The organism is Vineibacter terrae (genome assembly GCF_008039615.1).
Lineage (GTDB): Bacteria > Pseudomonadota > Alphaproteobacteria > Reyranellales > Reyranellaceae > Vineibacter > Vineibacter terrae.
The window spans coordinates 34,862-59,401 of record NZ_VDUZ01000039.1; the positions used below are offsets into that span (position 1 = coordinate 34,862).

Below are 24,540 nucleotides of genomic sequence, written 5' to 3' on the forward strand. Positions count from 1 at the left end.
GTGCGCGTATATTCGCTGATCATATTTGGCCAACCGTCGATTTGTGGACAATCATGAAGTCCGTATTCTTGTGGCGTCTTATCGCCGCGACCGTCGGAATGGCGCTTCTGCTGGGATCCCTGACGGGTATCGCGCTCAGGGCGATCGACGACGCCGATCGGTTCGAGCAAATGGCAAATGCCTCTTTTGAGGCCCGGGCCGAGCTCACGATCATTGATAACGCCAGCCGCGAAATCGAGGCCTGGCTGCGCGTCCATATCCGCGGCGCCATGATTGCGCGCGAGAATATGGCCGCAGCGTCGAGCCGGCTCACATCAGCGCTCACCAATATGGAGCGTCTGGCTGCAGGCAATGGCGAACAGCAGCAACGGGTCAGCCAGCTGCGTCCCTTGATCCAGTCGTACCTGGAGCAGGCGGCCGCAATCATCGCGCTGCCGTCGGATCCGACCGTATTGCCGGAGCGCTCGGCGATGGTGGCCGAGGCCCTTGTCACCCGTGACAAGGCGCTGGAGATCGTTCGTCTCCTGAACGCCATGGAGCAACAGCAGGTCGAACAACAGGACGAGCGGGCCTCCGGCAGTTTCTGGCTCACGCGTCTGACCCTGATTGTCGGGACGCTGCTGGCCATTGGCGCGTTGATCTGCGCTGTCGTGCTGATCCGCAATGCCTTCGAAGAACGCTTGGGCACGGTGCGTCGCCTGGCCGATCAGACACGTCTGCTGCGCACCACGATCGATACCATGGCCCAGGGGATTGCCGTCTTTGATACCGACAATCGCCTGACGCTGTGGAACGAGCATTTTCTTGAGCTGATGGCGCTGGATGCGCGGGAGGTTGCGGTCGGCGATACGTTCCACACCCTCGTGCATCGGACCGTCGGCAGGGGACGTATGACAACGGCGCGCGCCGACACCATCGTCGCGCGTGCTGCCTCGAAGCTGCGGGAGCGCCAAGCCTGGACGGACGAGATCCCTCTGGAGGATGGCCGCACCATAGAAACGCGACGCGTGCCATTGCCGGACGGTTCCTGGGTGGCGACCTATCTCGACATCACGGAACGCAAGCAGCTTGACAGGGTCAAGAACGAATTCGTTTCAACCGTCAGTCACGAGCTGCGGACGCCGCTGACGTCGATCCGCGGCTCTCTTGGCCTGGTTGTCGGCGGCATGCTGGAGGGAATCCCCCAGCGCGTTGTGCCGTTGCTGGAGATCGCCTACGCCAACTGCGAGCGTCTGGTGCGGCTGATCAACGACATCCTCGACATAGAAAAGATTGAATCCGGACGGCTCACACTGGATCTCAAGCCGCAAGCGGTTGGACCGCTGATCGCGCAGGCGATCTCCGCCAATGACGGATATTTCCGGCAGTTCGGCGTCCAGTGCGACTTTTCGGATGGCGCGCCCCAGAGCGTGGCGCGGGTGGACAGCGACCGGTTCATGCAGGTGATGAACAACCTGCTGTCCAACGCGGCGAAGTTCTCGCCGTCCGGCAGCCGCATCGAGGTCAGCCTGGAGCGCCGCGGACATAAGCTGCGCATCTCGGTGAAGGACAAGGGGCCCGGAATCCCGGAGGCCTTCCGGTCGAAGATATTCGGGCGCTTCGCCCAGGCCGACCCTTCCGACACCCGCCGCAAGGGCGGCTCCGGGCTGGGCCTGAGCATCACCAAGGCCATCGTCGACAACATGAACGGCGACATCACGTTCGTCTCGCAGACGGGCGAGGGAACAACGTTTCATGTCGACTTTCCGGAGTGGGTGGAGCCTGAGCACGTACCGGCGCCGCTGCCCGTCGTGGATGGGTTGCCGAAGTTGCTCGTCATTGAAGACGAGCCGGACACTGCGCGCGTCATCGCGATGCTGCTGGAGCAGGGCGGTTTCGCCTGTGACATCGCCTACGATGCCGAGATGGCGCGCGATCGGCTGCGGACCCGGAAATACGCCGGCGTCACGCTCGATCTCGGTCTTCCTGACGAGAATGGCGTGCAGTTTCTCCGCGAGTTGCGCGCCGACCCGCATACACAGGATCTGCCCGCCATCGTGGTCTCCGGCAAGGCGAACGAAAGCCGGCGGCTCGTCAACGGTGGCGTCGTTGGTGTGCTGGACTGGATCGACAAGCCGATCGATCGCGATCGATTGCTGCGCGCCGCGCGGATCGCCGCCTCGAAGGCGGAAGGCCGGTTGCCCCACCTGCTCCATGTCGAGGGTGACGACGAGACCCGACGTGCCATCGCGGCGCTTTTTGCCGGCCATGTCGTGCCGGTGCCGGCGACGACCGTCGCGGCAGCGCGTCGGCTGATGGCCGACAACGACTTTGATTTGGTGTTGCTGAACCTTCACATGGAGCACGCAGAGACCCTGTTGCCGGATATCAGGCCGGAAACGCCGCTCATCCTGTCGTCCTCAGCCGAAGCCGATGATGCTGTCGCCAGCCGCGTCGGTGCAGCCCTTATCCGCGCCCGTACGACCAATGATGCGGTGCTGTCGGCCATCAGGCACATCCTGGACCGCAGTCCGCAGCCTGAGACCCCACGCGACGACTCCACGCCGACCCCGGAGACTCACAATGCGGCGTGAACTGGAGAAGATCTTGTATGTCGAGGACGATCCCGATATCGCGGCGATCGCGCAGCTCGCCCTGGAGACGGTCGGCGGCTTCAAAGTGCTGGTGTGCGACCATGGACGTGCAGCGCTCTCCGCCGCGCCGTCGTTTCGGCCGGATCTCTTCCTCCTCGACGTGATGATGCCTGACATGGATGGGCCCAGCGTCCTTGCGGCCCTGCGCGATATACCCGACGTCGGGCAGCGGCCGGCGATCTTCATGACGGCAAAGGTCCAGCCCGGAGAGGTTGCGCGCTATCGCGACCTGGGCGCCATCGGCGTGATCTCCAAGCCGTTCGATCCGATGAAGGTCGCCGACCAGATTCGCGACCTCTGGGCAGCTGCCGACGGCGGCGCCGGGGCCGGTGAAGGAGGAGTGCAGCCATGACGCAATCGGCTTCGTTCGGATCGGCAATCGACGCCATCCGCGTCAGGTTCTGCGAGCGTACCATCGGGGAGCGTGCGCGGCTGGACGCCTGGCGAAAGGCACTGGCTGCGGAGGGCGATGAGATACAGCCGGCCGAAGTCGCCGCGGCATTGGCTCAGTACGCGCACCGTCTCGCCGGCACGGCGGGTTCCCTGGGATTCGAGGAATTGTCCCGCCAGGCGACGGCCGCAGAAGCCGTGGCAGCTGCCGTGGCCGACCCGAGCCGCAGCATCGACGATGAACGGCGTGCGCTGCGCGCCGCAGCCGGCGCCTTGCTGGAGGAGATCGACAAGCTTGGTACCAGGAACTGACCGATGACCTTGGCCGCCGGACCGTCCGATACGCCGGCGCGTGACTGGTACTTCACGCGCTTCGAGCATCGCCGTCCCTTGCCGCCATCGCCGCACGTCAAGTGGCGCGAGACTCTATGGCAAATCCTGGCCAGCATGAGCCTCGGTATCGGCCTGTGGTATTTCTACTGGCGCTGGACGGCGAGCCTCAACATGGATGCGTTGTGGTTCGCGATTCCCCTGGCGCTCGCCGAGACCCTGTCATTCATCGGCTTGCTGCTGCTGATGTTCAACATGTGGCAGGTCAGCGACACGCCGTGGCAGCCGCCACCGACGTCGGCCTGCCAGTGCGATCCGGATGCTGAAGATCGGCCGGTCAAGGTTGATGTCTACATCACCACCTACAGCGAGGATCCTGAGCTGGTTCGCCTGAGCCTTCAGGCAGCGAAGTCTCTCGTCTCGCCGCCGGGCGTAGAAATCGCCGTGTACTGCCTCGACGACGGCCGGCGCCCCGACATGCGCCAGGTCGCGGAGGAGGAGGGCTGCGGCTATCTCACCCGCTCGAGCGGCGAGGGCTTCAAGGCCGGCAACCTGCGCAATGCGCTCGACCATACGTCCGGCGATTTCGTCATCATCTGCGACGCCGACACCCGTATCTTTCCGCAGTTCGTTGAGCGCACGCTGGGTTACTTCCGTGACCCGGATGTCGCCTGGGTGCAGACGCCACAATGGTTCTTCGACCTGCCGGAGGGCGAGTCGCTGGAAGACGCGTGGGAACGCCGGTGGCGGGTTGTGGGGCTGGACAAGCTGGCGCGGCGGGCGGCGCGCTTTGTCCAGCGCCTCGTCGGCCCGGTACGGGTTGGCGAGGATCCGTTCGACAACAGCCCCGTCTTTTTCTATGACGTGCTTCTGCGCCGCCGGAACGGGGCCAGTGCTTCATTCTGCTGCGGCGCCGGCTCGATCCACCGTCGTGAAGCCGTGCTGCAGGCCTCCCTGCGTGCCTACGCCGCCGCCGTCGAGCAGCGTGTCACCCCCGTCATCGCCGAGATCGACGACGCCGAGAGCCGCGAGGTCCTGGGTTCGGCGATGCGGCGCGAAATGGCGCTGGAGACGCAGGTCACGCCCTACAAGTTCCATGTCTCGGAGGACATCTACACCTCCATTGTCCTGCAAGGCGATCCGGTGCGTCCGTGGCGCAGCGTCTTCCACCCGGAAATCCTCTCCAAGATGCTGTCGCCGCAGGACATGCAGAGTTGGTTGATCCAGCGGTTCAAGTACGGTGCCGGCACGATCGACATCACACTGAACGACAACCCGCTGCTGAACTACAAGCTGACCCTGTCGCAGAAGCTGATGTATCTGATGACGATCTGGTCCTGGCTGTCTTGCCTGTGGATGCCGGCTTTCCTGCTTGCGCCCATCATATACCTGTTTACCGGCATTCCGCCGGTGACGGCCTTCTCTCTGGAATTCTTCGTCCATTTCATTCCGTACATCTTTGCCTATGAGCTTGCGGTGCTGATCGGGGCCTGGGGCGTTTCCAACGGCCGTGGCAGCAGCTTCCACATGGCGTTCTTTCCGTACGGCCTTCGGGCGATATGGACCGTCCTGCGGGGCGAGCCCATCAAGTTTCCGATCACGCCCAAGGAGCGCCAGATCGGTCGGTTCCTCCATCACGTCAAATGGCAGATCCTCGTCATCGTGCTGACGGTGCTGGCCATTGCCTGGGCGACCATCGCCATCTTCGTGTTGGGCTGGCGCACCGATGTCTCCGGCTACATCGTGAACGTGTTCTGGGGCACGTTCTGCATCATGATGATGATGAGCATCGTCCGCGCCGCGCTGTGGCGTCCGGTGGGGGAAGGGACGACATGACTGACGTGCGAAGACCGTCCGGCTGGATCACCGCGCGCAGCAAGATCGCGTTCCTGATCGGCTTGGCGCTGGCGATGGCGGTGATCGTCTCGATGGAAGCCATCGACTTCAGCCGGCAGGCCGACCCGTTGGGAACCTATTGGCTGAAGTCACGCGGCTTTTCCGCCAACCCGCCGCAGCGGCGCGCGATGGGCAGCGCGCGCGTGCCCGCGCTCGACGCCTGGGTGGCGGCCGCGAGCCGGCGGCTGGCGCGTGAAGATGCGCCGGCTGAAGCGGTATTGCTCGGGGTGGCGGCCTGCCTGCACGGCAACCTGGTCTGCGATGCGCGGCTTGCCGCGCCGGCGAACGGCGAGGCGCTGGCGCGCGCGTCCGGCGCCTGGACGGACGGGATCGAGGGCGCTGTGGCGCTGGTTGCCGCCACGCGCCTCGCTTTGTCGGGCGATGTGTCCGGCACGGCCCTGGCGCCGCCGCGGGCAGCAGCCCGCGCGCTCCGTACCGCGGCGTTGACGGGACTGGCGCCCGGTCATCGCCAGTTCGCGGCCCGTGCGGCAGCGATCGTGGGCCGGGAAATGCCCAGGGCACGCAGCTACATCGACCTGCGCAACGTATTCATGGACGATGGCCGGGTCGTGATCAGCGGATCGACACAACAGCGGCGGCTGGAGGAAGGATTGGCGTTGCTGGCAACAGTCTTTCCGCCGGATGGCGTTGCAAGTCGGCTCTCATGGCGGGCCATGCGCGCCGCGGCCGATGACGCGAAGGACATTGCGCCTGGAACGTTGGCGATGTGGTGGGCGCTGTTCGACTCGGCGTCCCTTCCGCAGCCCCTTGCGGCCCGCAGTCCGGGCGGCAGCAGCGTCACCGCCGAGGCTGGTGATGCGCTTTCACCTCACGATGCGGCTCGGATCCTGTTGGCCGTTGCCTATGTTCGCCAGGGGCCGCTGCTCGAGATCGGCCAGTAGCGTGTGCGCGTCTCCTGGGCGTCGCCCTGTGGAGTGGACACATCTCGTTGCTGTCATCCTGAGCGGAGCGAAGGATCCGTTGAACCGTCGAAATGCACGGAACTGGCGATGACGCACATGCGCCGGTGAAGTCCGTTCGTGCGAAACGACGGCATAACAGGTCCTTCGCTTCGCTCAGGACGGCAGCGAACGTTGACTTCCAGATATGTGTCATCTCCGCACGGGCGTCGCAGAGCGCTCGAATTTACCGCCCTCGATAGCGAATCAACACGAGACAGTTGCGATCCCCGATGCGTTCGTAGTGCGTCTCGTCGCTGCCCTGTTTGATGAGGAACAGACCGAGCCCGCTTTCGGGCAGCATGTCGGTGTCGAGCTCGGCATAGGGCGTATCCGCCTGCGCAGCGATGCGGCCCCCCAGATCGAAGGGCGGGCCGACGTCGCACACGCTCACGTCGACACGCGCGGCACTCGCCTTGACCTCGACCTCGACGGTCAGAGCCGCATTTCCCCGGTGCGCATGAAGGATGGCGTTGTTCACCGCCTCGCTGCAGGCAAGCGCGAACGGCTCGCCGCGGTCTTCGCCGAGCAGCTCCAGAATCAGCGTCCGCAGGCCGGTCAGCTCCGATTGAGCGCGTCCGATGTCGCTGCGAATGCTGAGCCGCAGTTTGATGTCCTCGGGCAGCGGTGAGGGCGCGGCGCTCATGCGGCGGGCGGGCCCGCGCCCAGCGCGCGCGCCGCCTCGTCCACTGTCGCATGCTGGGTCAGGATGCGGTCGATGCGTGTGATCTGCAGCAGCTTGCGCACGGCCGGGCGTGTTCCCGCCAGCACCAGGTCGCCATCGCGGCCGATCCGCTTGAGCAAAGCCACGATGGCGCCGAGGCCCGAGGAGTCCATGAATTCGACCGCGCCGAGGTCGAGAATGACATGTCGAGCCCCATTGCTGATCTCGGTGCCGACCGACTCCTTGAAGGCGACGGCGACGCCGGCATCCAGCCGGGTGCCGTCCATCCGTAGTGCAATGACCTCGCCCAGTACCTTCTTCTCGAGATTCATGTCGGCGGTCCTGTTCGCAAGAATCAACGGGCGGTTCGCTCGATCAACAGCAGGCTGACATCGTCGGCCAGCGCGCGTCCGCCGGCCCAGCTCATCAGGTGGTGACGAATATGGTCCGTCGCGTGTTCAACGGTCTGATCGCGCACGGCGTCGAGCAGGTCGGCGAGACGTTCTTCGCCGAACGGCACGTCATCTCTGTTGGTGCAGTCAATCACGCCGTCAGAGTATACGGCCAATCGGTCGCCGGCGCGAAACTCTAATGAAACGTCCTCGTATGTCGCTTCCGGGAGCATCCCCACCGGGAAGCCCGTCAGGTCGACATGCGTGGGCGCATCACCAACCCGGGTCAGCAGCGGCGGCGGGTGGCCGGCCAGCGCCAGGTCGAGGTGGTCCTCTTGTCCCAGGCGCATCAGGATCATGGTGAAGTAGGGGTCGTCGGAGTCGGCCTCGGTGGCGAAGCGCGCGTTGAGCTCCGCCAGGATCGCGGCCGGGCTGAAGCCTGGCTGGCGCAGGCCGGTCGTGATGTCCGGCCGGACCATCCGGTTCAGCGTCACCGACTGGAAGGCGGCTGGAACGCCATGTCCGGCCACGTCGGCGGCGAACACATAGGCTTCGTCCCGGCCGACTGGACCATAACCGTACGTGTCGCCCGACACGATCGCCGAGGGGATGAAGACGGCGCCGATGCGCAAGGTGGGCAGGGTTGCGTACGATGGAGGCAGGTTGCGGCGCTGCGCCTGGGCGGCTATTGCCAGATCCGCCTGCGCGCGGTCATACGCCTGCTGCAGAGCGCCCATGGCTTTGACCAGCGCCGCGTTGCGTTCCGTCAGGCGGCGATGCAACGCCAGGATTCGCGCAGCCGACTGCAGATGGGCAGGCAGGCGCTGCGTGGTCATCAGCTTGCCAAGGAAGTCATCGGCGCCGGCGGCGCGGCCGGCGACAATGTCGTCGCGGTCCTGTCGCGTCGTCAGCAGAATCACATAGGCCATGTCGCCGCTGGGCTTCTGGCGCAGCGCTCGAATCAAAGCGATGCCGTCCATCGCCGGCATCATCCAGTCCGTGACCACCAGGGCGGTGGGGGCGGCGCCGAACGCACGCAGCGCCTCGCGGGGATCGGTGAAGCCCTGCACGGTGAAACCGCAATCCTGCACCAGCCGGCAGGTCAGCTCACACATCAGGGGATCATCGTCGACTACCATGGCGCTCAAGCCCGCACCGATCCGCGCCGTCGACGTACTGTCGGATACCGGAAGACTACGATTGTGATCCATGCCGGGACCTCCGATTGGGCCGGCTTGTTTGCAGTGGAACGCACCCTGCATCGTTGCAGCTTGTCGACGCAAGTGTTGTTCAGCATGATAACGGATCAATCGTCCGCTGAGGGAGCCCGTCGGCATGGGGTGTTCAGGTTCGTGCTCGTTGGCGGGGCGTTTGGTTGCGGCACTGGCGGTCAGCCTCTCCATGGGATCGTCGGCGCGCGCGGAAGGGCAATCCATCGGCCTGAGCGGCTTCGATTACGCGTCGACGGGCTATTATGCCTTTGTCGGCTGGCTGAAGCCGCTGGAAGGTAAGTTCGATACGCACAATTGGGTGCTGCGCCTGTGGCTGGATCGCCTCGTCTACGAGGTCGACGATGGCAGCAAGACTGTTCGTGCCCACACGTGGGGAGGTGCGGTCGGCCTGACCCGGTTCTTTCCGGTTGGCACGGCGCGTGTCGGTCTCGGCGCCGGCTTCGAAGCGCGCGAAAAGGAGTATTCACGCCCGACCACGTTGCACGACGACGGCTTCAAGCTGCGGCCGCGCCTGGAGCTGAACTACAACCAGCCGCTGGGCGGTCCCGTGCGCCTCAACGTGATCGGCAGCACGCTGATTCCGCACTTCGACAGCTATGGCCGGGCGCAGCTGCTGTACAAGACCAACGTTCTCGACACCGAGATCGGCCTCAGTACCTCGGGTGTCGCCGGCGAGGATTACTCCTCCTGGCGCGTCGGTTTCGCTTTCGACTCCATGAGGATCAGTGAAACGCTGCGCCTTGCCGGCGGTGCCGGCGTTCAGCGACGAGAGGGAAAGACCGAGGCCTACGGTGTGATTACGCTGGTCGTGCTGTTCGGATTCTGATCGCGTGCTGCGGCCCGCGCGGGAGCATGGTCCTCACCGGGGGGCGGCCAGGAGGCTCTCTCGGATTGCGCTGTGCATGGGCTTTCGGTGCATCGCGGCATCGAACGGCAGGCCTCGGTTCCGGTCGCGCGTGGTTCTTGCAGTATCCGTCGCATGGCCTTCGTCGGCGGTGGACGGCGATAACCAGGAGTGGCGATCGGTCATGCCCCAGGTGATCACGCCTCGTACCGCCGGTTGCGCCAGCGCGACATCGAGATAGCGCCTTACCTCGTCCGCCACGCGTCGATCGCGTGCCGCCACGGGCGCCTGGCGGTCCGCCTCGCGCACGTCCAGCTCGGTGATGACGATGAACAATCCTAGCGCCGCGATCTCGGCCAGGAAATCACCAAAGGCCGTTGCGTCGATCTTGCCCTTGCCGAGGTCCAGATGTCCCTGGATGCCAAGGCCATCGAGCGGGGCACCCGCAGCCTTGAGCCGCTCGACGAGCTTGAGGAGGCAATGGCGTCGGCTGCGCTCGTCCGGCAGGTCGTACTCCAGACCGTATTCGTTGACCATCAGGCGTGCCGTGGGGGCCAGGATGCGGGCTTCTTCGAGTGCCCGCCGGATGTAGTCAGGCCCGAACACATCAAGAAAGACGCTTCTGCGTAACCCGTCACCGTGATGGCCAGGCTCCAGCGGCTCGTTGATCACGTCCCACTGATCGATCGCCTGGCCGTAGCGCGCGAGCACGGTCGAGAAATGTCGATGGATTGGCCCCCAATCCTTGGATTCACGCAAGATGCGCTCGGCCCAGGAAGGCACGGTGCGATGCCACAACAGGGTGTGGCCGCGCACCTTCATGCCATGCGCGTCGCTGAATCGCAGCAGGTCATCGACGGGTGTGAATAGATGGGAGCCGGGCTTGGGTTCAATGGCATCCCACTTGAGCGCGTATTCTGGTGTCAGCCACGTGCACTCGCGAACGATAGCGGCCCGCAAATCGGGCTGCCCGTCGATCTGCTCGATCTGAGCCGAGGTGCCACAATAACGACCTGTGTCAGCCGCTGCCGCAGCCAGGGATGACGGCAAGCCGGATTTTCGAAAGCCCACGAGCAACCCTCCTGCCGCAAAGCATCTGCGACCGAACTGATTGGAAGAACGTGTGAAGCGACCCAGACGTGCCGGCGTTGTCGCTCTTGTCGCGGTACTGGTCGCGGGATCCAGGCTGGCAGGGTCGCACCTGCCGATGGCAGGCGAAGCGATTGCCCAACAATCGAGGACTTGCGCCATGGACCCGTACAACAGTCGATCTGCGTCTACCAGGCCACCCTTGCCGACGTGGCCAAGACCTATACCACGCGCGGTGGCGGCGGGATCAGCGCCATCGCGCAGAACTCGACCACGACGTTCACCGTGCAGATCGCCCAGGAAGGCCGCAAGGACCTGCTGAACTACACCGTCAAGATCGGCGCGGACGGCAAGAACCGTTGCCGGCGGACGCCAACTGGATTGCGCGTCGAGCCAGTCCGAGTCACACTTGGCGCGCTGGCGGGGCCCTATGTGGGATATCCCGGCTTAGGGGAGGATCGGTCAGATGGCTGGTCCATGGCTCTTCAAGAGCGAAACCTACGATAACTGCAACTGCGCCATCAATTGCGGCTGCCAGTTCAACCTGCCGAGTACCCACGGCTATTGTCAGTCGGCCTTCATCGGCCACCTGGTCGAGGGCCACTTCAATGATACGCCGTTGGCAGGGCTGAATTGGGCCGCGCTTTACAAATGGCCCGGCGAGATCAAGGACGGAAATGGCAAACGCCAGATCGTTGTCGACGAGCGTGCGGATCAAGCTCAACGGATCGCGCTCGAAACAATCATCTCCGGCGAGGCCTGCGCTCCTCTGAGCAATCTTTTCGCCGTTTTCGCCACCACATGTTCGGCGTTTTGCCAGACCTTGTTCCTGCCGATTGACCTCGAGGCCGACCTCGAATGTCGGACCGCAAGGGTCGAGATACCTGGCGTCCTGAAGAGCAAGGCAGGTCCAAAGATCAACGAGTTCAATGGTGAACCATTCCACATTGCACTCGCGCGCCCGAGCGGCAGCTTCGAGTTTACTTACGCCGAGATCGGATTGGGCACCACCTCAGTGGCGGGCGACATGGAGATGGCGTTCGAAAATTCTTGGGCGCACTTCTGTGTTCACCACTTCAACCAGGATGGTTTGATTCGCGAAAGATCGAGGCTGACAGCATGGCTCGGCGCTTGACTGCGCGCCATCGTGGACGAGCGCAGTGAGCGCTTCGGGTACTGCAAGGCCAAGGGGAGGCCGCAGATGCCAATATTCCTGGACCGTCACAATGCTGGCGACGTATCCGCGGAGGATGTTGCGAAGTTGCACGTCAAGGACCTGGCAGTCGAAGCCAAATATGGCGTGAAGTTCCTCACGTACTGGTACGACTCGGCGCGTCGAACGACATTCTGTCTTGTGGACGCCCCGAACAAGGAAACGGCCGACAGGGTCCACGCGGAGGCCCATGGACATTTAGCCAACGAAATGATCGCCGTGGATCTCTCCGCCGTCGAGGCCTTTCTCGGTCGCATTCAGGATCCACCCTCCGCCAAGACGAAGCCGATCGACGACTCGGCTTTCCGCGCCATCATGTTCACCGGCATGGTGGGCTCGACCGAGATGACGGTGGAGCTCGGCGATGTGAAGGCGGTGGAACTGCTCAAGGCGCACGACGCGATCGTCAGGCGATCCTTGAAGCAGCATGGTGGTTCCGAGGTGAAGCACCTCGGGGACGGCATCATGGCATCGTTCGACCACCTTCCATCATCTGTCGAATGCGCCTTGAAGATTCAAAAGGAGTTCGGGGCCTACAATGAAAGCAGCGGGCGCCCGATCCATGTCAGGATCGGCATACATGCCGGCGAACCCGTCGAGGAGAGCAACGATCTTTTTGGTCGGGCGGTGCAGATGGCGGCCCGAACCTGCAGTGTCGCGCAGGCGGATACCATCCTCGTGTCCCGCGAGGTCAGAGATGCGTGTGCCGGTGTTGATCTGAAATTTACGTCAAAGGGTTTTGAGGCATTGAAGGGATTCTCGGAGCCGGTGCAGCTCTTCTCCCCGTCTCGCTGACGCAGGGCGATCGCATATGGCGCTTGTCGTCGTCCTGAGCGAAGCGAAGGACCTTGCGGTGGGTTGTTCAAAGAATGGCGGCGACGGTGAAACATCAGAAGCGCCGTGATTGTCTTCACCACCGCAGGATCCTTCGCTCGCGTCGCGGATCGTATCCGGTCGTTTCGCAGCACCTTCCCGCAGCGCCGATCCTCCTTATCAGCAGTTGCTGGCAACTATTGCGGGTCTTGCCTTCATTGACCGTTCCGCCGGGGAGCGGACCGGACATGACGCTTCAGCGCCTGCTGTCACTGCGGGGATAGCCGCACCGCCGTCATGTAGCGCTCGCGGTAGTAGGCGGCATCCAGGGGTGTCACCTGGACCGGCGAGCCGGAATGCGTGGCATGAACGAACTGGCCGTTGCCGGCATAAACACCGATATGGGTGAAGGTGCCGCGGTAGCCGAAGAAGACGAGGTCTCCGCGCTTGAGGTCGCTGCGCGCGACAGGAATGCCCTGACGTGCCATGTCGTGGGGCATGCGCGGGATGCGTTGTCCAAAGACCGCGCCGTAAAGATAGTAAACAAAGCCGCTGCAATCGAAGCCTGTGCTCGGCGAGATGCCGCCGTAGCGATAGGGCGTGCCCAGATATTTCATGGCGCGCGAGACCAAGCGGTCGCCCCAATCGCCTGCGGCCGCAGGCGTGGCGAGTGAAGCCGGGGCCACGGCGGGATCCGTCTTCGGGAGACCGGCCGGCGCGCCGTTCTCCCGCAGCCACTTGGCATTGAGTCGATCGGCGGCGCCATCCGTCGGATCGGCCGCGGGCGGAGGCTTGAGCTTCGACTTCGGCGGCGCTTTGACCTGAGCAATAGCGGGAGAAAGAATACCCGTCGTCCCGAGCAATACCAGGGCCAGCACCGTGATCGAACGGGCTGTCGCCTGAACAATGGCTCGCACGCTCGAGCGGGTGCAGCGCCCGGATCCTGACACCATGAGCTTCCCCCCTTTTTGGAAATCAAACAGGGCGTCGAGCGGATTGCCCGTCCAATAAGTGTTGCAGATTTGCCACAACAATTTTGGGCGGTCTACACGTTGGTTGTTCTTCTTCCGTTCGCGCCACCATTGATCGCACAGCCACCGGCGCTACATGGCTATTGGCGGGATTGAGTCTTCTCGCGATGTCCGGGCTCGGCGGCCGCATTGAGCCGGGTTGGGGCGCGTTCCGGACCGGCGCGCTCGATCTGTCTCATGGCTGCCCGCCGTTGTAACGTTCCGCCGTTGGAGACGTCCGCGAAGAAGAAGGGCAGGAGGTCAAACGTGCAATTGCTTGCAGGTAGCCGCCGTTGCGTGCAGCTTTTCAAGCGCTCACTGCGCAGCAAATCCACCCAAGGCATGACCCTCGCGTGTCGCCATCATGACTGAGCCCAGCGGCCCGCTGCAGGGCATCCGAGTCCTTGATCTCACCACCATCCTGTTCGGCCCGTACGGCGCCCAGACCCTGGGCGACTGGGGGGCGGACATCATCAAGGTCGAATCGCTGACCGGTGACGGGTGGCGCTACTCCGGCCAGTTTCGCAACCGCGGCATGAGCGGGCAGTTCATGGCCGCGAATCGGAACAAGCGCAGCCTGGCGCTGGATCTGAAGCACGCGGACGGCAAGGCCGTCCTGCGGCGCCTGATCTCCACGGTGGATGTGCTGGTCACCAACGTGCGGCCGGCGGCGCTGGCGCGGCTGGGCTTCAGCTACGAGGATTGTCGCAAGCTCAACCCGAGGCTCGTCTACGCGGCGGCAACCGGCTTCGGCCAGGATGGTCCATGGGCCGCCCGTCCTGCGTTCGACGAGGTCGTGCAGGCGGCGTCGGGCTTCGCCTCCGCCATGGGGACGGACGACAAGCCGGCCTTCGTGCCCAGCCTGGTCGGCGACAAGCTGTGCGGCTTGTCCCTCACTGCCGCCGTGGTCGCTGCCCTGTTTCGCCGCGAGCGCGTGGGCGAGGGCCAGCTGGTCGAGGTCCCCATGCTTGAAACCGTTGCCGCCTTCAACAGCATCGAGATGCTGGGCGGCCACGCTTTCATGCCGTCGATCGGGCCGGCCGGGTACAAGCGCATGCAGGAGCGGCGCCCGGTGCGGACCAAGGATGGCTGGATCACGATGCTGCCCTACTCAGGCGACAACTGGTGCACCTTCTTCGAGACGGTCGGCCACCCGGAATGCATCGAGGAGCTCTCCGTGCGCGACCCGGTGCTGCGCGCCTCCAACATCGACAAGATCTACGACCGCATGAGCGAGATCGCGCTCAGCCGCACCACGGCGGAATGGGAGGAGCTGCTGCTGCGGATCGATGTCCCGCACGCCGCCTTTGCCAAAATGACCGAGGTCGCCGAGCAGCCGCACCTGCAGGCGGTGGGCATGTTCGTGGACCTCGACCATCCGACCGAAGGCAGGATCCGCCAGGCCAGGCCGTCGGCCCGGTTCTCGGAAAGCCCTGCGGGCATTCGCCGGCTGCCGCCTCGACTGGGCGAGCACACGCGCGAGGTGCTGCGGGAGGCGGGCTACAGCGATGCGCAGATCGCCACTCTCGTCGACAGCAAGGCAGTCGGCGTGGCGTCGTGACGCGCGCTGCGCCATCGGCGCGGTGCGACATGTGCAGCGCAGGATGGGCCCAGGCGCCGACGCCCGGCAATGCGGCCGGGCGTCGGCGCCGCTGATCCTGTCACTCGACTGTCACGCCGACCTTCTTGATGAGGGTCGACCACTTGGGAATCTCGGCCTTCACGACATCGTCGAGCTGCTGCGGTGTCGACGCAGCGATCTCGACGCCCTGGGACTGCTGCCGGTCCTTGATGGCCGGCTGGTTGAGGATTCGGTGCACCTCCTCGCTGACCTGGGTGATGATCTCGGGCGGCGTGCCGGCCGGCGCGAACATCGCCACCCACGACGACGTCTCGTAGCCGGGCAGGCCCGAGGCTGCGACCGTCGGCAGGTCAGGGAACAGCGGCGACGGCTTGGCGCCCGTCAAGGCGATCGGCTTGATGGCGCCGGTCCGGATGTGGGGCAGCGACGTCAGGACGGCGTCGAACATGATCTGGACATGGCCAGCGATGAGATCCTGCATCGCCGGCGCCGTGCCCTTGTAGGCGATATGCGTCAGGTGCGTGTTGGCAAGGTAGTTGAACAGCTCGGCGCTCAGATGGTTGACGCCGCCCGCGCCGGAGGAGCCGAAGTTGAGCTTGCCCGGATGGCTCTTGTCATACGCGATCAGGTCCTTGACGGTCTTGACCGGCACCGAAGGGTGGGCGACGACGATGACTGGGATGGTCACGAGCAGCGATACGCTCTTGAAGTCCTTCAGCGGATCGTAGGTGATCTGCTGATAGAGCGACGGCACGATCGTGAAATGGCTGGCCGTGACGAGGAAGGTGTAGCCGTCGCCCGGCGACTTCGCGACGGCGGCGGTGCCGACCGTGCCACTGGCGCCGGGGCGGTTGTCTACCAGGAATTGCTGTCCGAACTTGGCGGTGAGGCCCTGGGCGACCTCGCGCGCGATGATGTCGGTCGAGCCGCCTGCGGGGAAGGGGACGATTATCTTCACCGGACGGCTTGGCCAGCTGTCCTGAGCCAGGGCGGACGGCGCCCCCAGCACCGGCGCCAGGCACGCCAGCAGAATACCGAACAACGCTCTCATTCTTTCCTCTCTTGGCTACAGCGGAAATTCACTGTGATGAGGCCGCGGACCTCATCGGGAAGCGCCGGGCGCCTGCCGAGGCCGCGGGCGATCCGGACGGTCGCGGCGACCAGCTCCTCGTTCCTCGGCATGGCCGGGCCGCGGTAGTCCTCGATCCCCACGCGGACATGGCCGCCGCGTTCGATCGCCAGCCCGGCAAGCAGGTCGTTCACGTCGCCGTCGCGCAGCGAGACCATCCACGCCAGGGCGTCGCCATCGAACAGGTCGAGCCACGCTTCCAGGCCGCGCAAGCCGGGCTTCAGGCCGAACAGCACCTCATCGGCGCCGAACTCGAGCTTCACGATGGCGGCCGCGGGTAGCGTGCCGGCGCGGCGATGCGCCTCCACGAGCCGGACGAAGCCCGGCTCGAACGCCGACAGGGTGCACGGCAGGCCGGCCTGATTGCAGAAGCGGAACGCCCAATCGACGTCGGCGAACGTCGTCTGATAGACATGGCTGTTCGCGGGTGGGCGGCCGCGCCGGCCGATACGGCCGAGATTCATGGTGCCGGGATCGACGGGCACCGGGCCCGCCAGCCCCATCTCCGCAAGCCCGCGCACATGCGACAGGCGCTGCTGCATCGTCGTGCCTGGCCCGCCGCCGGGTAGGGTGGGATAGATCAGCAGGCCGGGATGCCGCTGCAGGGCAGGCATGAACACATCCCGGTACATCGCGCTGTCATGATGGCCGCCCGCGCCCACGATCGGTTGGCCCGCATGCATGTGGATGACGCTGGCGCCGGCCTCGACGCAGGCCGTGATGCAGTCGACGATCTCCTGCGCAGCGAGCGGCACGTTCGGATTGTCGGCCATGGTGCGCGCGCCGTTGATCGCCGCCTCGATGATGACGGGGGGAGCAGAGAGGTCGCGCGACAGCGCCATGCCAGATCCTTCGTGGGCTGAACCGAGCAGCGGCCTGGCGGCTATTCGGCCGCCCGGCGGGCGAGGTCTTTGGAAAGCGCCACGATGCGCTGCGCGCTGCGCACGATCGGCAGATCGACCAGTCGGCCGTCGACCCGGATCGCGGCGACGTTGTCAGCCATCGCCGCCTCGAAGGCATCGACGATGCGGCTGGCGCGCGCCACCTCCGCGGCCGAAGGCGAGAAGGCCGCGTTCGCCTGGATCGCCTGCCTCGGATGGATGCACAGCTTGCCGAAGAAGCCCAGACGCCGGCTGCGCTGCAGCGAGGCGTCGAGGCCCTGCGCATCGGCCAGGTCCAGCCAGACGGTGTCGATCGGGGATTCCCGGCCGCTGGCGCGCGAGGCGTGGACCAGGCGGCCGCGGACGTAGGCGAGCTCGCCTTCGTCGTCGGCGACCTGGATATGCGTGTCCTGGCAATAGTCGGCGACGCCGAAGGTCGCCTGCCGCACGCGCGGCGATGCCGCGAGCAGGTCGCGGGCATTCTCTACGCCGCGCGCGGACTCGACGAGCGGCATGATCTCGATCGGCGATCCCTCGAGGCCGTGCTTCTCCTCGATGCGCGACAGGATCCAGTCCAGCACCATGATCTGCCGCGGGTCCTCGGCCTGCGGCAGCACCAGACCGCGCAGGCGCCCACGGCAGAGCGCGATGAGGTCGTCGAAGACGTGCCGTCCGTCGATCTCGTTGATGCGCACGAAGATATCGGGCTTGTGCCGGCGATCGAGCACCGCGGCGGCCGCGGCGCGCGCGGCAGCTTTCTCGCCCTCGGCGATCGAGGTCTCGAGATCGAGCATCACGGCGTCAGCTTCGCTCGCCAACGCGCTCTCGACATGCCGGGCGATTGTCGTGGTGCAGATCAGCAGCGATCTGATGGGGCGCATCGTCGTCTGTCCTTCCTGTCCCGACATCGCGCCGCGCCGTCGTTCCTCTGCATGGCGTGCCGCCAAGGCTGCTGCTTTGATAGCGAAGAAATATGGTCTAATAAGCCGACAATAGAACGATACGGACCAATATTCCAAGCGATGGCACCGCGGCAGGATCGCGATGCGGTTGCGGGATCGAGACGCGGTGAGAGGCGGCGGATGGACAAGCTCATCATCGAGGTGAGGGCGAACGAGTACGCCAACCGCAACAGGAACCGCAACGTGCCCTGGTTGCCGCGCGAGATCGCCGGCGATGCCGCCGAATGCCGTGAAGCCGGCGCGAGCATCATCCATTTCCACGGCAGAAGCGCTGCCGGCGCACCGGACAACCGGTTCGAGACGTGCCGCGATACGATCCTGGCGATCCGCGAGTCCTCGCCCATCCTCGTGCATCCAACTCTGGGCTACGTCACGGTCACGGCCTCGTTCGAGGAGCGCTTCGCCAACGTGCGGCGGCTGGCGGAGCAGGACGCCACCAGGCCGGACATCGTGCCGATGGACATGGGCTCAGTGAACGTCGACCTGTACGACAGCCAGCGGGCGGCGCTGCGGACGCCCGGCGCCGTCTACGTCAATCCGACCGACATGCTGATCGAGCTTGCGCAGGGGATCCGCCAGGGCGGCATGAAACCGTCGCTGGTTGCTTGGAATGTCTCGTTCGTGCGGCAGATCCAGGCGTTCTCGAGCATGTCGCTCCTGGATGATCCGCTGTTCATCAGCCTCGTGCTGACCGAGAAGATACTGATCGCGGGCCATCCCGGAACGGCGCAGGGCCTGGACGCCTATCTGATGTTCCTGCCCCAGGACGGCTCGGTGCAATGGTCGGTCACGCATATCGGCGGGCGCTTCGACACGCTGCTCGACAAGATCATCTTGGCCGGAGGGCACGTGCAGATCGGGCTGGGCGACTATCCCTACGCCGAGGATGGGTGCCCGACGAATGCGCAGCTGGTCGAGCGCGTTGCAGCGCGCGCAAAAGCGCTCGGCCGCGAGGTGGCATCGCCCGACGACGCGCGTCGGATGCTTCGGCTGCCGCCTCGCTAGTACTCGCTATCCGTGGAAAGTGAGTCGCGATTGTCATCCCGAGCGCAGCGAGGGATCTCCTGCGAATGGCGCACCGTGCGCCCTGCCGCAGGAGATCCCTCGCTGCGCTCGGGATGACACGCGGAACGGCCGGAACATCGAGGCGGATTCGCCCGGATTGCAGGTCATCCGCCGATGCTACGACGAGGACGGCAGGACCGTCCTCGTCTCCGATACGACCTGCCCGGCCGGCCGCTGCAGCTTCTCCTTCGCGATCAAGCTGCCGCGCTGATGCCGCGCCCGTGGCTTGCAGCCGGGGCGTGGTCTCGCCGATCAGCCCGCCGGTGCGAGCTTGTCCTGCGTCCTCGTTTCGAAATCCCGGGCATCGTGACGCTCGTGCAGCTGGCTCGACGGGTTCCCGGAGATGCGATTGACCATGCGTCCGCGCTTCACGGCAGGCCGTTGATTGAGCATGTCAGCCCAGCGGTTGACATGCTTGTATTCCTGGACGCTCAGGAATTCGCCGGCGCCGTAGAGCAAGCCCTTTGCGAGGCCGCCATACCAGGGGAAGATCGCCATGTCGGCGATCGTGTAGCTGGCACCGGCAATATACTCGCTTTCCGCCAGGCGGCGATCCAGCACGTCGAGCTGGCGCTTGACCTCCATTGCGAAGCGGTCGATCGCATATTCGATCTTGGTCGGCGCGTAGGCGTAGAAATGCCCGAAGCCGCCGCCGAGATAGGGTGCGCTTCCCATCTGCCAGAACAGCCATGAGAGGCACTCGGCGCGCGGCGCAGCCTCGGTCGGCAGGAACGCGCCGAATTTCTCCGCCAGGTACATCAGGATCGCACCGGACTCGAAGACACGGATGGGCGTCGGGCCGCTGCGATCCATCAGGGCCGGAATCTTGGAGTTTGGATTGACCGCGACGAAGCCGCTGCCGAACTGGTCACCCTCGCCGATCCTGATCAGCCAGGCGTCGTACTCGGCGCCGCTGTGCCCCAGCGCCAGCAGCTCCTCCAGCATGATCGTGACCTTCACGCCGTTCGGGGTGCCCAGCGAATAGAGCTGAAGGGGATGGCGGCCGACGGGCAGGTCCTTCTCCTGCGTCGGACCGGCGATCGGGCGATTGATGTTGGCGAAACGACCCCCGCTGGGCTTGTTCCAGGTCCAAACCTGCGGCGGGGTGTACTCGGATGACGTCGTCATATGCAGACCTCCGTGCGTCACGTGCGCTTGTGCCGCTATAGTAGCGGGCGATGGTTTGACGAAAAGGGCGGAGTTTCGATGGATGTCCGCCGCAGGAAGGAGAACGAATGCCTGTCGACCCGCAAATTCAAGCCCTGCTGGACCGGGGAACAGGTGTGCCGGCGACGCATACCCTTCCGGTCCCTGAAGCCCGCCGCCAGTACGAGGCACGCATCGCGCTGATGGCGCCGCCTGCCGCGATGGCCAAAATCGAGGAGCGTGACATTGCCGGGCCGGGCGGCCCCCTGAGGCTGCGGATCTACACGCCGTCCGCCAGCGGGGCGCCCTTGCCCCTCATGGTGTTCTTCCACGGCAGCGGCTTCGTTCTGTGCAGCCTGAACACGCATGACGGGATGTGCCGCAACCTGGCGTCCGGCATCGGTTGCGTGGTGGTGTCGGTGGACTATCGGCTGGCGCCCGAGCACAAGTTCCCGCAGGGTCCGGATGATTGCCTGGCAGCGACCCGCTGGGCGGCGGCCCATGCCGCCGAGCTCGGTGCTGATGCGACACGGATCATGCTGGCCGGCGACAGCGCCGGCGGCAACATGGCCGCCGTCACTGCATTGCGTGCTCGCGACGAGGGTGGGCCGGCGCTGCGCGGGCAGATGCTGCTCTACCCGGTGACCGACTATCACACGCCGGGCACATCTTCCTACGCCGAGAATGCCGAGGGCTATGGGCTGACCCGCGCCACGATGGAATGGTTCTGGGCACACTATCTGAACCACCCCGGCGAGGCCGACGATCCGTATGCGTCACCGCTGCGCGTGAAGGACCTCGGCGGATTGCCGCCGGCCTATGTCATGAGCGCCGAGTACGATCCGCTGCGCGACGAGGCCGAGCTCTATGGCAGGCGGTTGCAGGCGTCGGGCGTGCCCGTGGAGATCACCCGCCGCGCCGGCATGAACCACGGCTTCCTGTTCTGGGTCGGGCTGGTGGATGGCGCCGATTCCGCGATGGCCGATGCCTGCGCCTGGGCACGGCGCGCATTTCAAGATCGGTAGCCCTCTCCCGCGAGCGAGCTACGGGATTCATACATCTCTCCAAGAGTTCGCTTGCGCCCGGAAAATCAGGACTGTCATCCCGAGCGCAGCGAGGGATCTCCTGCGAAAGACGCACCGTGTGCCATTCGCGGGAGATCCCTCGCTGCGCTCGGGATGACAGTCAAGATGTGAATCCCGGAGTCCGCGAGCGGGAGGGTGAGGACCCAGGGTCGAGGCTTGCCGATATCGCCTCTGGCTTCTCATCGTCGAGACCGGGTGAGCACGATCCAGCTCCGCCCCTCCGCACGGTGCTCGAAGTGGGCATCGAGATATGCGCGATAAGTCGCCTGCGCGACCTGCGTCCAGCCGATGTTGGTCGTGAACTTCGGGATCAGCACGACGTCGACATCGGCCAGGTAGGTTTCGGCGGGCAGGGTCGGCGCGCCGGCGCCCGACCATAGATTGCCGCCGCGCGGCGGCTCGAGCCCGAGCATGAAGGGCAGGGGATCGACCTGATCGAGAGTGGCGATCTTCCCCGCGGCAAGACCGTTGTCGCGCAGCAACGCAGCGGCTTCCTCCAGCGTCTGCACGTATTCGTACGGCGAGAGCTCGTAGCGAGGCCGCACCGCGCGCGCCCGGTTGAGAAGCCGGGCGCCGCCGCGGCCGCTGGCGAAGGCCGCGATCACGCCGTCCGGCTCGGCCGGCACCGCCAGTCCACGCAGGTTGGTGGCATCGACGACCTTGAGATTGCCGGCCTCGGTCCTGGCATGATAGCCGACGATGCTTGCGGTGGCGCTCACGATCGAGGCGATCGGAAACAGCAGCAGCGCGCAGAGCAGCGCCGTCGCGGCTTGCTGGCGCTGCAATGTCTGGTAGAGCAGGAAGGCGATGACGACGGCGAGCGGCACGCTGTGCGACTGCGAGTTCTGCGACAGCAGCCCCAGGCCGGCGAGGAGCAGGAACGCCGTGGCGACGGGCAAGCCCAGGGACGACTTGCCGCGCCACCATAGCCACAGCGCGATCCCCACGGCCGCGAAGTAAGGTGCGTACTCGGCGGCATTCTCGGTGAAATCGTTGAGATAGAAGCCGACATCATCGCGCACGACGCCGGCCTGGACCGTGGCCATCAGGTCGGCGATGTAGGGTTTGTTGAAGGGGGCCAGCACCAGCGCCGGGCCGAGCAGGCAGTTGACGGCCCATCCGCGCCACCGCGTGGCGACATGCGGCGAGACGGCAAGGGCGACGACGATGCTGGCGATCGCGACCGCGAAATACGTCACCTTCAAATAGAAGAGAGCCACCGCGAGTGCTGCAACCACGGCCATGTCGGCGACATCCGCCCAGCCCCGCCGCCGCGGTGGGACAAAAAGGATCAGCCCGATGATGCTGGTGCCGGCCCAGCCGTAGCGGTTGTAGGTCATCGCGAAGGAATAGGCGTTGGGCGAGTCCCCGACATTGGCGGGGCGCACCGCCAGAAGGCAGACGAAGACGACGAACAGCGCGGCGGGGATCAGGGGAAGGCGGCGCCACGCCGCGAAGGTCGCGAGGACGAAGACAAAGCCGGTGACGATGCCGACGCCAACGAGAAGAGCCTGGGGCGAGGGTCCGACGACCTCAAAGCCGATCTGCGTCAGGATGAAGGTGAGCCGGCCGACGGCTTCGTGGAAATCGACATGCGGCACATGCCCGAAGCGCAGGTGCCAGGCGCCGGACAGGTTGAAAAGGAGGTCCCAGGTCATCTCCGTGGAAAGGACGACCGGCGGCGAGAACACGGCCCAGCACGCGGCCAGGACAGCGATCCCCGCCAGCGCGATCAGAGGCGCCAGCGGGCAGTCACGGCGAAAAAGAGCTACCGCCAGGCTGTCGTCGGATTGGGTGATCACAGCCGCCTCCACCGCCGGTTTGCCGCCCTGGATGGCGTGGCGATGCGGTGGGCATGCGGCGTTGTCTGGGATTAATTGTGGCCAAACGGCAGCTGTGGCCGAAGGCGCCGGTTCCGATCCGGACTATCTCACGGGCGTCGTCTGAAGCGCGGAGGCGGTCAGCCAGAACACCTCGGCGTCGCTCTCGGCGGTGTCCAGCCAGAAGAAGGGCGTATGCGGGTACGCCGCTTCCAGGACTTCCCGATCCTCGCCGATCTCGCATAGCAGGCCGCCGCCGGGCTGGAGGTGGCTCGCCGCCCGCGCGAGAATGCGGTGCACCAGGTCGAAGCCGTCCTCGCCGCCGGCGAGCGCCACCTGCGGCTCGTGGCGATATTCCTGTGGCAGCCGCTCCATGACTTCCCGTCCGACATAGGGCGGATTTGTCAGGATGAGGTCGTAGCGCCGGCCGGCGACCGGAGCGAACAAGTCGCCCCTGACCAGCCGCACGCGGCCTTCAAGACCATGATCGGCGACGTTCTCTGCAGCAAGCGCCAGCGCCTCCTCCGACAGGTCGACGGCGTCGACTGCGGCATTGGGAAAGGCGTAGGCGGCGAAGATCGCCAGCGACCCACCGCCGGTGCAGAGGTCGAGCACCGAGGTCACCTCCTGGGGATCGCCGACAAGGGCCGTGCCTTCATCCGAGCCGTCGAACAGCGGCGAGCGCAGCAGCTCGGCGATGTAGGAGCGCGGCACCAGCGCGCGCTTGTCGCAGCGGAACGGGATGCCACCGAGGTAGGCGCGCCCGGTCAGATAGGCCGCCGGCAGCCGCTCGTCGACGCGCAGCGCGATCCGCTCGCCCAGAAGCGTCCTCTCGCGTGCCGTGAGCCGCGCATCGGCGAAGGCGTTGAAGTCGTCGATCGGAAGGTGGAGGCTTTCCAGGATGAGGAACGCAGCCTCGTCCAGCGCCGTCGTCGAGCCATGGCCAAAATGAAGGCCGGCCGCCCGGAACGTGCTCACCGCGTAGCGCAGCGCGTCGCGCAAGGTGACGAGCTCCTGGATCTCGCGTCGAGGCTGCGCCTTGTGTCCGGACCTGGGCGCGCGCCCGTGCGCTGCCTGCTTGCCGGCGCTGGCCGATGGATTATCCGGCATCGCGCGCACCTTCCTCGCTGCTTCCAAGCTTGAGCCGTCGATGGGGCGGTTATGGCGCTTGATGGCGCCTGTATCAAACGCGAACGACAAGCCGACCCGCGGCCGACTCAGCTCGGCAGCGGATTCAGCCGGCGCAGAACCCACTGACCTGCCTGGAGGTCAGCGGCGCCAGCCGGGGCGGCCCAATGACTGTCCTCTGCATCTATGCATCTGCGCTGGGAGAGGATTGCATGCGTCGCCGGGGTTGATGGAGACGGTCGCATTTCACGGCAATTGGCTTTAGTCTCCGCGCCGC

Annotated in this window: 23 protein-coding genes; 12 read left to right on the forward strand and 11 right to left on the reverse strand. The window is 65.4% G+C overall.

The genetic code is table 11. From position 1 onward, the window contains the following. Positions 1 to 53 precede the first annotated feature (53 nt). The 5 genes from FHP25_RS28430 to FHP25_RS28450 all read left to right on the forward strand — a co-directional run bounded on the left by FHP25_RS28430 (position 54) and on the right by FHP25_RS28450 (position 6,151). Positions 54 to 2,573, forward strand: a complete 2,520-nt coding sequence (locus FHP25_RS28430; protein ID WP_178133843.1) for an ATP-binding protein — start codon at positions 54 to 56, stop codon at positions 2,571 to 2,573. Then, positions 2,563 to 2,985, forward strand: coding sequence for a response regulator (locus tag FHP25_RS28435; protein WP_147850368.1), 423 nt, complete (start codon positions 2,563 to 2,565; stop codon positions 2,983 to 2,985). The genes FHP25_RS28430 and FHP25_RS28435 overlap by 11 nt, the downstream gene beginning before the upstream one ends. Further along, positions 2,982 to 3,335, forward strand: a complete 354-nt coding sequence (locus FHP25_RS28440; RefSeq protein WP_147850369.1) for an Hpt domain-containing protein — start codon at positions 2,982 to 2,984, stop codon at positions 3,333 to 3,335. Before FHP25_RS28435 ends, FHP25_RS28440 begins: the two co-directional genes overlap by 4 nt. A 135-nt stretch (positions 3,336 to 3,470) precedes the next feature. Continuing rightward, positions 3,471 to 5,189, forward strand: a complete 1,719-nt coding sequence (locus FHP25_RS28445; RefSeq protein ID WP_218578669.1) for a glycosyltransferase — start codon at positions 3,471 to 3,473, stop codon at positions 5,187 to 5,189. A gap of 74 nt (positions 5,190 to 5,263) precedes the next feature. Next, complete coding sequence (locus tag FHP25_RS28450) at positions 5,264 to 6,151, forward strand: hypothetical protein (RefSeq protein ID WP_147850371.1); 888 nt, start codon at positions 5,264 to 5,266, stop codon at positions 6,149 to 6,151. A 244-nt stretch (positions 6,152 to 6,395) separates the two neighbouring features. On the opposite strand, the gene FHP25_RS28455 is transcribed toward FHP25_RS28450, so the two are convergent. From FHP25_RS28455 to FHP25_RS28465, 3 genes are read right to left on the reverse strand one after another with little or no spacing between them, the layout of a single operon-like run. Then, positions 6,396 to 6,854, reverse strand: a complete 459-nt coding sequence (locus FHP25_RS28455; protein WP_147850372.1) for an ATP-binding protein — start codon at positions 6,852 to 6,854, stop codon at positions 6,396 to 6,398. Further along, the gene (locus FHP25_RS28460; protein WP_147850373.1) at positions 6,851 to 7,204 is read right to left on the reverse strand and encodes an anti-sigma factor antagonist; all 354 of its coding nucleotides are present in this window, start codon (positions 7,202 to 7,204) and stop codon (positions 6,851 to 6,853) included. The genes FHP25_RS28455 and FHP25_RS28460 overlap by 4 nt, the downstream gene beginning before the upstream one ends. A 23-nt stretch (positions 7,205 to 7,227) precedes the next feature. Then, positions 7,228 to 8,475, reverse strand: a complete 1,248-nt coding sequence (locus tag FHP25_RS28465; RefSeq protein WP_178133844.1) for a SpoIIE family protein phosphatase — start codon at positions 8,473 to 8,475, stop codon at positions 7,228 to 7,230. A 160-nt stretch (positions 8,476 to 8,635) separates the two neighbouring features. Here FHP25_RS28465 and bcsS point away from each other — a divergent pair, with 160 nt between their 5' ends. Beyond that, positions 8,636 to 9,322, forward strand: a complete 687-nt coding sequence (gene bcsS, locus FHP25_RS28470; RefSeq protein ID WP_178133845.1) for a cellulose biosynthesis protein BcsS — start codon at positions 8,636 to 8,638, stop codon at positions 9,320 to 9,322. A gap of 33 nt (positions 9,323 to 9,355) precedes the next feature. On the opposite strand, the gene FHP25_RS28475 is transcribed toward bcsS, so the two are convergent. Further along, positions 9,356 to 10,411, reverse strand: a complete 1,056-nt coding sequence (locus FHP25_RS28475; RefSeq protein WP_178133846.1) for an endo-1,4-beta-xylanase — start codon at positions 10,409 to 10,411, stop codon at positions 9,356 to 9,358. Positions 10,412 to 10,639: 228 nt separating this feature from the next. On the opposite strand from FHP25_RS28475, the gene FHP25_RS28480 reads away from it, so the two are divergent. From FHP25_RS28480 to FHP25_RS28490, 3 genes are all read left to right on the forward strand, one after another. Continuing rightward, positions 10,640 to 10,936, forward strand: coding sequence for a hypothetical protein (locus FHP25_RS28480; RefSeq protein ID WP_147850377.1), 297 nt, complete (start codon positions 10,640 to 10,642; stop codon positions 10,934 to 10,936). Then, positions 10,896 to 11,564 (forward strand): DUF1326 domain-containing protein, encoded by a 669-nt coding sequence (locus FHP25_RS28485; protein WP_147850378.1) that lies wholly within the window; start codon positions 10,896 to 10,898, stop codon positions 11,562 to 11,564. The genes FHP25_RS28480 and FHP25_RS28485 overlap by 41 nt, the downstream gene beginning before the upstream one ends. 66 nt (positions 11,565 to 11,630) lie before the next feature. After that, the gene (locus tag FHP25_RS28490; RefSeq protein WP_147850423.1) at positions 11,631 to 12,437 is read left to right on the forward strand and encodes a nickel-binding protein; all 807 of its coding nucleotides are present in this window, start codon (positions 11,631 to 11,633) and stop codon (positions 12,435 to 12,437) included. Between the two features lie 287 nt (positions 12,438 to 12,724). On the opposite strand, the gene FHP25_RS28495 is transcribed toward FHP25_RS28490, so the two are convergent. Continuing rightward, a complete protein-coding gene (locus FHP25_RS28495) occupies positions 12,725 to 13,489 on the reverse strand; it encodes a C40 family peptidase (protein ID WP_147850379.1) in 765 nt (254 codons plus the stop codon). A 340-nt stretch (positions 13,490 to 13,829) separates the two neighbouring features. Here FHP25_RS28495 and FHP25_RS28500 point away from each other — a divergent pair, with 340 nt between their 5' ends. Further along, on the forward strand, positions 13,830 to 15,026 hold the full coding sequence (locus tag FHP25_RS28500; protein ID WP_147850380.1) for a CaiB/BaiF CoA transferase family protein: 1,197 nt from the start codon (positions 13,830 to 13,832) through the stop codon (positions 15,024 to 15,026). A gap of 100 nt (positions 15,027 to 15,126) precedes the next feature. Here the strand turns inward: FHP25_RS28500 and FHP25_RS28505 are convergent, their stop codons facing one another. The 3 genes from FHP25_RS28505 to FHP25_RS28515 are packed head-to-tail and all read right to left on the reverse strand — an operon-like array spanning position 15,127 to position 18,076. Further along, positions 15,127 to 16,098: a tripartite tricarboxylate transporter substrate binding protein gene (locus FHP25_RS28505; RefSeq protein ID WP_147850381.1), complete on the reverse strand. Its 972-nt coding sequence runs from the start codon at positions 16,096 to 16,098 to the stop codon at positions 15,127 to 15,129. Beyond that, positions 16,095 to 17,018: a BKACE family enzyme gene (locus FHP25_RS28510; RefSeq protein WP_147850382.1), complete on the reverse strand. Its 924-nt coding sequence runs from the start codon at positions 17,016 to 17,018 to the stop codon at positions 16,095 to 16,097. The genes FHP25_RS28505 and FHP25_RS28510 overlap by 4 nt, the downstream gene beginning before the upstream one ends. Positions 17,019 to 17,059: 41 nt before the next feature. After that, positions 17,060 to 18,076 carry an HpcH/HpaI aldolase/citrate lyase family protein gene (locus tag FHP25_RS28515; RefSeq protein ID WP_178133847.1) on the reverse strand — a complete coding sequence of 339 codons (1,017 nt, stop codon included), beginning with the start codon at positions 18,074 to 18,076 and terminating at the stop codon, positions 17,060 to 17,062. Positions 18,077 to 18,139: 63 nt separating this feature from the next. Between FHP25_RS28515 and FHP25_RS28520 the strand changes: the two genes are divergently transcribed. After that, the gene (locus FHP25_RS28520; protein WP_178133848.1) at positions 18,140 to 19,024 is read left to right on the forward strand and encodes a BKACE family enzyme; all 885 of its coding nucleotides are present in this window, start codon (positions 18,140 to 18,142) and stop codon (positions 19,022 to 19,024) included. A gap of 312 nt (positions 19,025 to 19,336) precedes the next feature. Here the strand turns inward: FHP25_RS28520 and yghU are convergent, their stop codons facing one another. After that, the gene (gene yghU / locus FHP25_RS28525) at positions 19,337 to 20,212 is read right to left on the reverse strand and encodes a glutathione-dependent disulfide-bond oxidoreductase (RefSeq protein ID WP_147850385.1); all 876 of its coding nucleotides are present in this window, start codon (positions 20,210 to 20,212) and stop codon (positions 19,337 to 19,339) included. Between the two features lie 107 nt (positions 20,213 to 20,319). Between yghU and FHP25_RS28530 the strand changes: the two genes are divergently transcribed. Continuing rightward, complete coding sequence (locus FHP25_RS28530) at positions 20,320 to 21,255, forward strand: alpha/beta hydrolase (RefSeq protein ID WP_218578670.1); 936 nt, start codon at positions 20,320 to 20,322, stop codon at positions 21,253 to 21,255. Positions 21,256 to 21,494: 239 nt separating this feature from the next. On the opposite strand, the gene FHP25_RS28535 is transcribed toward FHP25_RS28530, so the two are convergent. Next, on the reverse strand, positions 21,495 to 23,117 hold the full coding sequence (locus tag FHP25_RS28535; RefSeq protein WP_147850386.1) for a hypothetical protein: 1,623 nt from the start codon (positions 23,115 to 23,117) through the stop codon (positions 21,495 to 21,497). A gap of 123 nt (positions 23,118 to 23,240) precedes the next feature. Next, entirely contained in the window at positions 23,241 to 24,245 is a 1,005-nt protein-coding gene (gene prmB, locus FHP25_RS28540) for a 50S ribosomal protein L3 N(5)-glutamine methyltransferase (protein ID WP_147850387.1), read from the reverse strand. Positions 24,246 to 24,540: the final 295 nt, after the last annotated feature.

Coding starts and splice junctions, on each gene's coding strand:
- yghU (WP_147850385.1), bottom strand. CDS start 20,212: ATGACGACGTCATCCGAGTACACCCCGCCGCAGGTTTGGACCTGGAAC.
- prmB (WP_147850387.1), bottom strand. CDS start 24,245: ATGCCGGATAATCCATCGGCCAGCGCCGGCAAGCAGGCAGCGCACGGG.
- FHP25_RS28490 (WP_147850423.1), top strand. CDS start 11,631: ATGCCAATATTCCTGGACCGTCACAATGCTGGCGACGTATCCGCGGAG.
- FHP25_RS28450 (WP_147850371.1), top strand. CDS start 5,264: ATGGCGGTGATCGTCTCGATGGAAGCCATCGACTTCAGCCGGCAGGCC.
- FHP25_RS28485 (WP_147850378.1), top strand. CDS start 10,896: ATGGCTGGTCCATGGCTCTTCAAGAGCGAAACCTACGATAACTGCAAC.
- FHP25_RS28435 (WP_147850368.1), top strand. CDS start 2,563: ATGCGGCGTGAACTGGAGAAGATCTTGTATGTCGAGGACGATCCCGAT.
- FHP25_RS28430 (WP_178133843.1), top strand. CDS start 54: ATGAAGTCCGTATTCTTGTGGCGTCTTATCGCCGCGACCGTCGGAATG.
- FHP25_RS28445 (WP_218578669.1), top strand. CDS start 3,471: ATGAGCCTCGGTATCGGCCTGTGGTATTTCTACTGGCGCTGGACGGCG.
- FHP25_RS28440 (WP_147850369.1), top strand. CDS start 2,982: ATGACGCAATCGGCTTCGTTCGGATCGGCAATCGACGCCATCCGCGTC.
- FHP25_RS28465 (WP_178133844.1), bottom strand. CDS start 8,475: ATGGATCACAATCGTAGTCTTCCGGTATCCGACAGTACGTCGACGGCG.
- FHP25_RS28510 (WP_147850382.1), bottom strand. CDS start 17,018: ATGGCGCTGTCGCGCGACCTCTCTGCTCCCCCCGTCATCATCGAGGCG.
- FHP25_RS28505 (WP_147850381.1), bottom strand. CDS start 16,098: ATGAGAGCGTTGTTCGGTATTCTGCTGGCGTGCCTGGCGCCGGTGCTG.
- FHP25_RS28460 (WP_147850373.1), bottom strand. CDS start 7,204: ATGAATCTCGAGAAGAAGGTACTGGGCGAGGTCATTGCACTACGGATG.
- FHP25_RS28500 (WP_147850380.1), top strand. CDS start 13,830: ATGACTGAGCCCAGCGGCCCGCTGCAGGGCATCCGAGTCCTTGATCTC.
- FHP25_RS28455 (WP_147850372.1), bottom strand. CDS start 6,854: ATGAGCGCCGCGCCCTCACCGCTGCCCGAGGACATCAAACTGCGGCTC.
- FHP25_RS28520 (WP_178133848.1), top strand. CDS start 18,140: ATGGACAAGCTCATCATCGAGGTGAGGGCGAACGAGTACGCCAACCGC.
- FHP25_RS28530 (WP_218578670.1), top strand. CDS start 20,320: ATGCCTGTCGACCCGCAAATTCAAGCCCTGCTGGACCGGGGAACAGGT.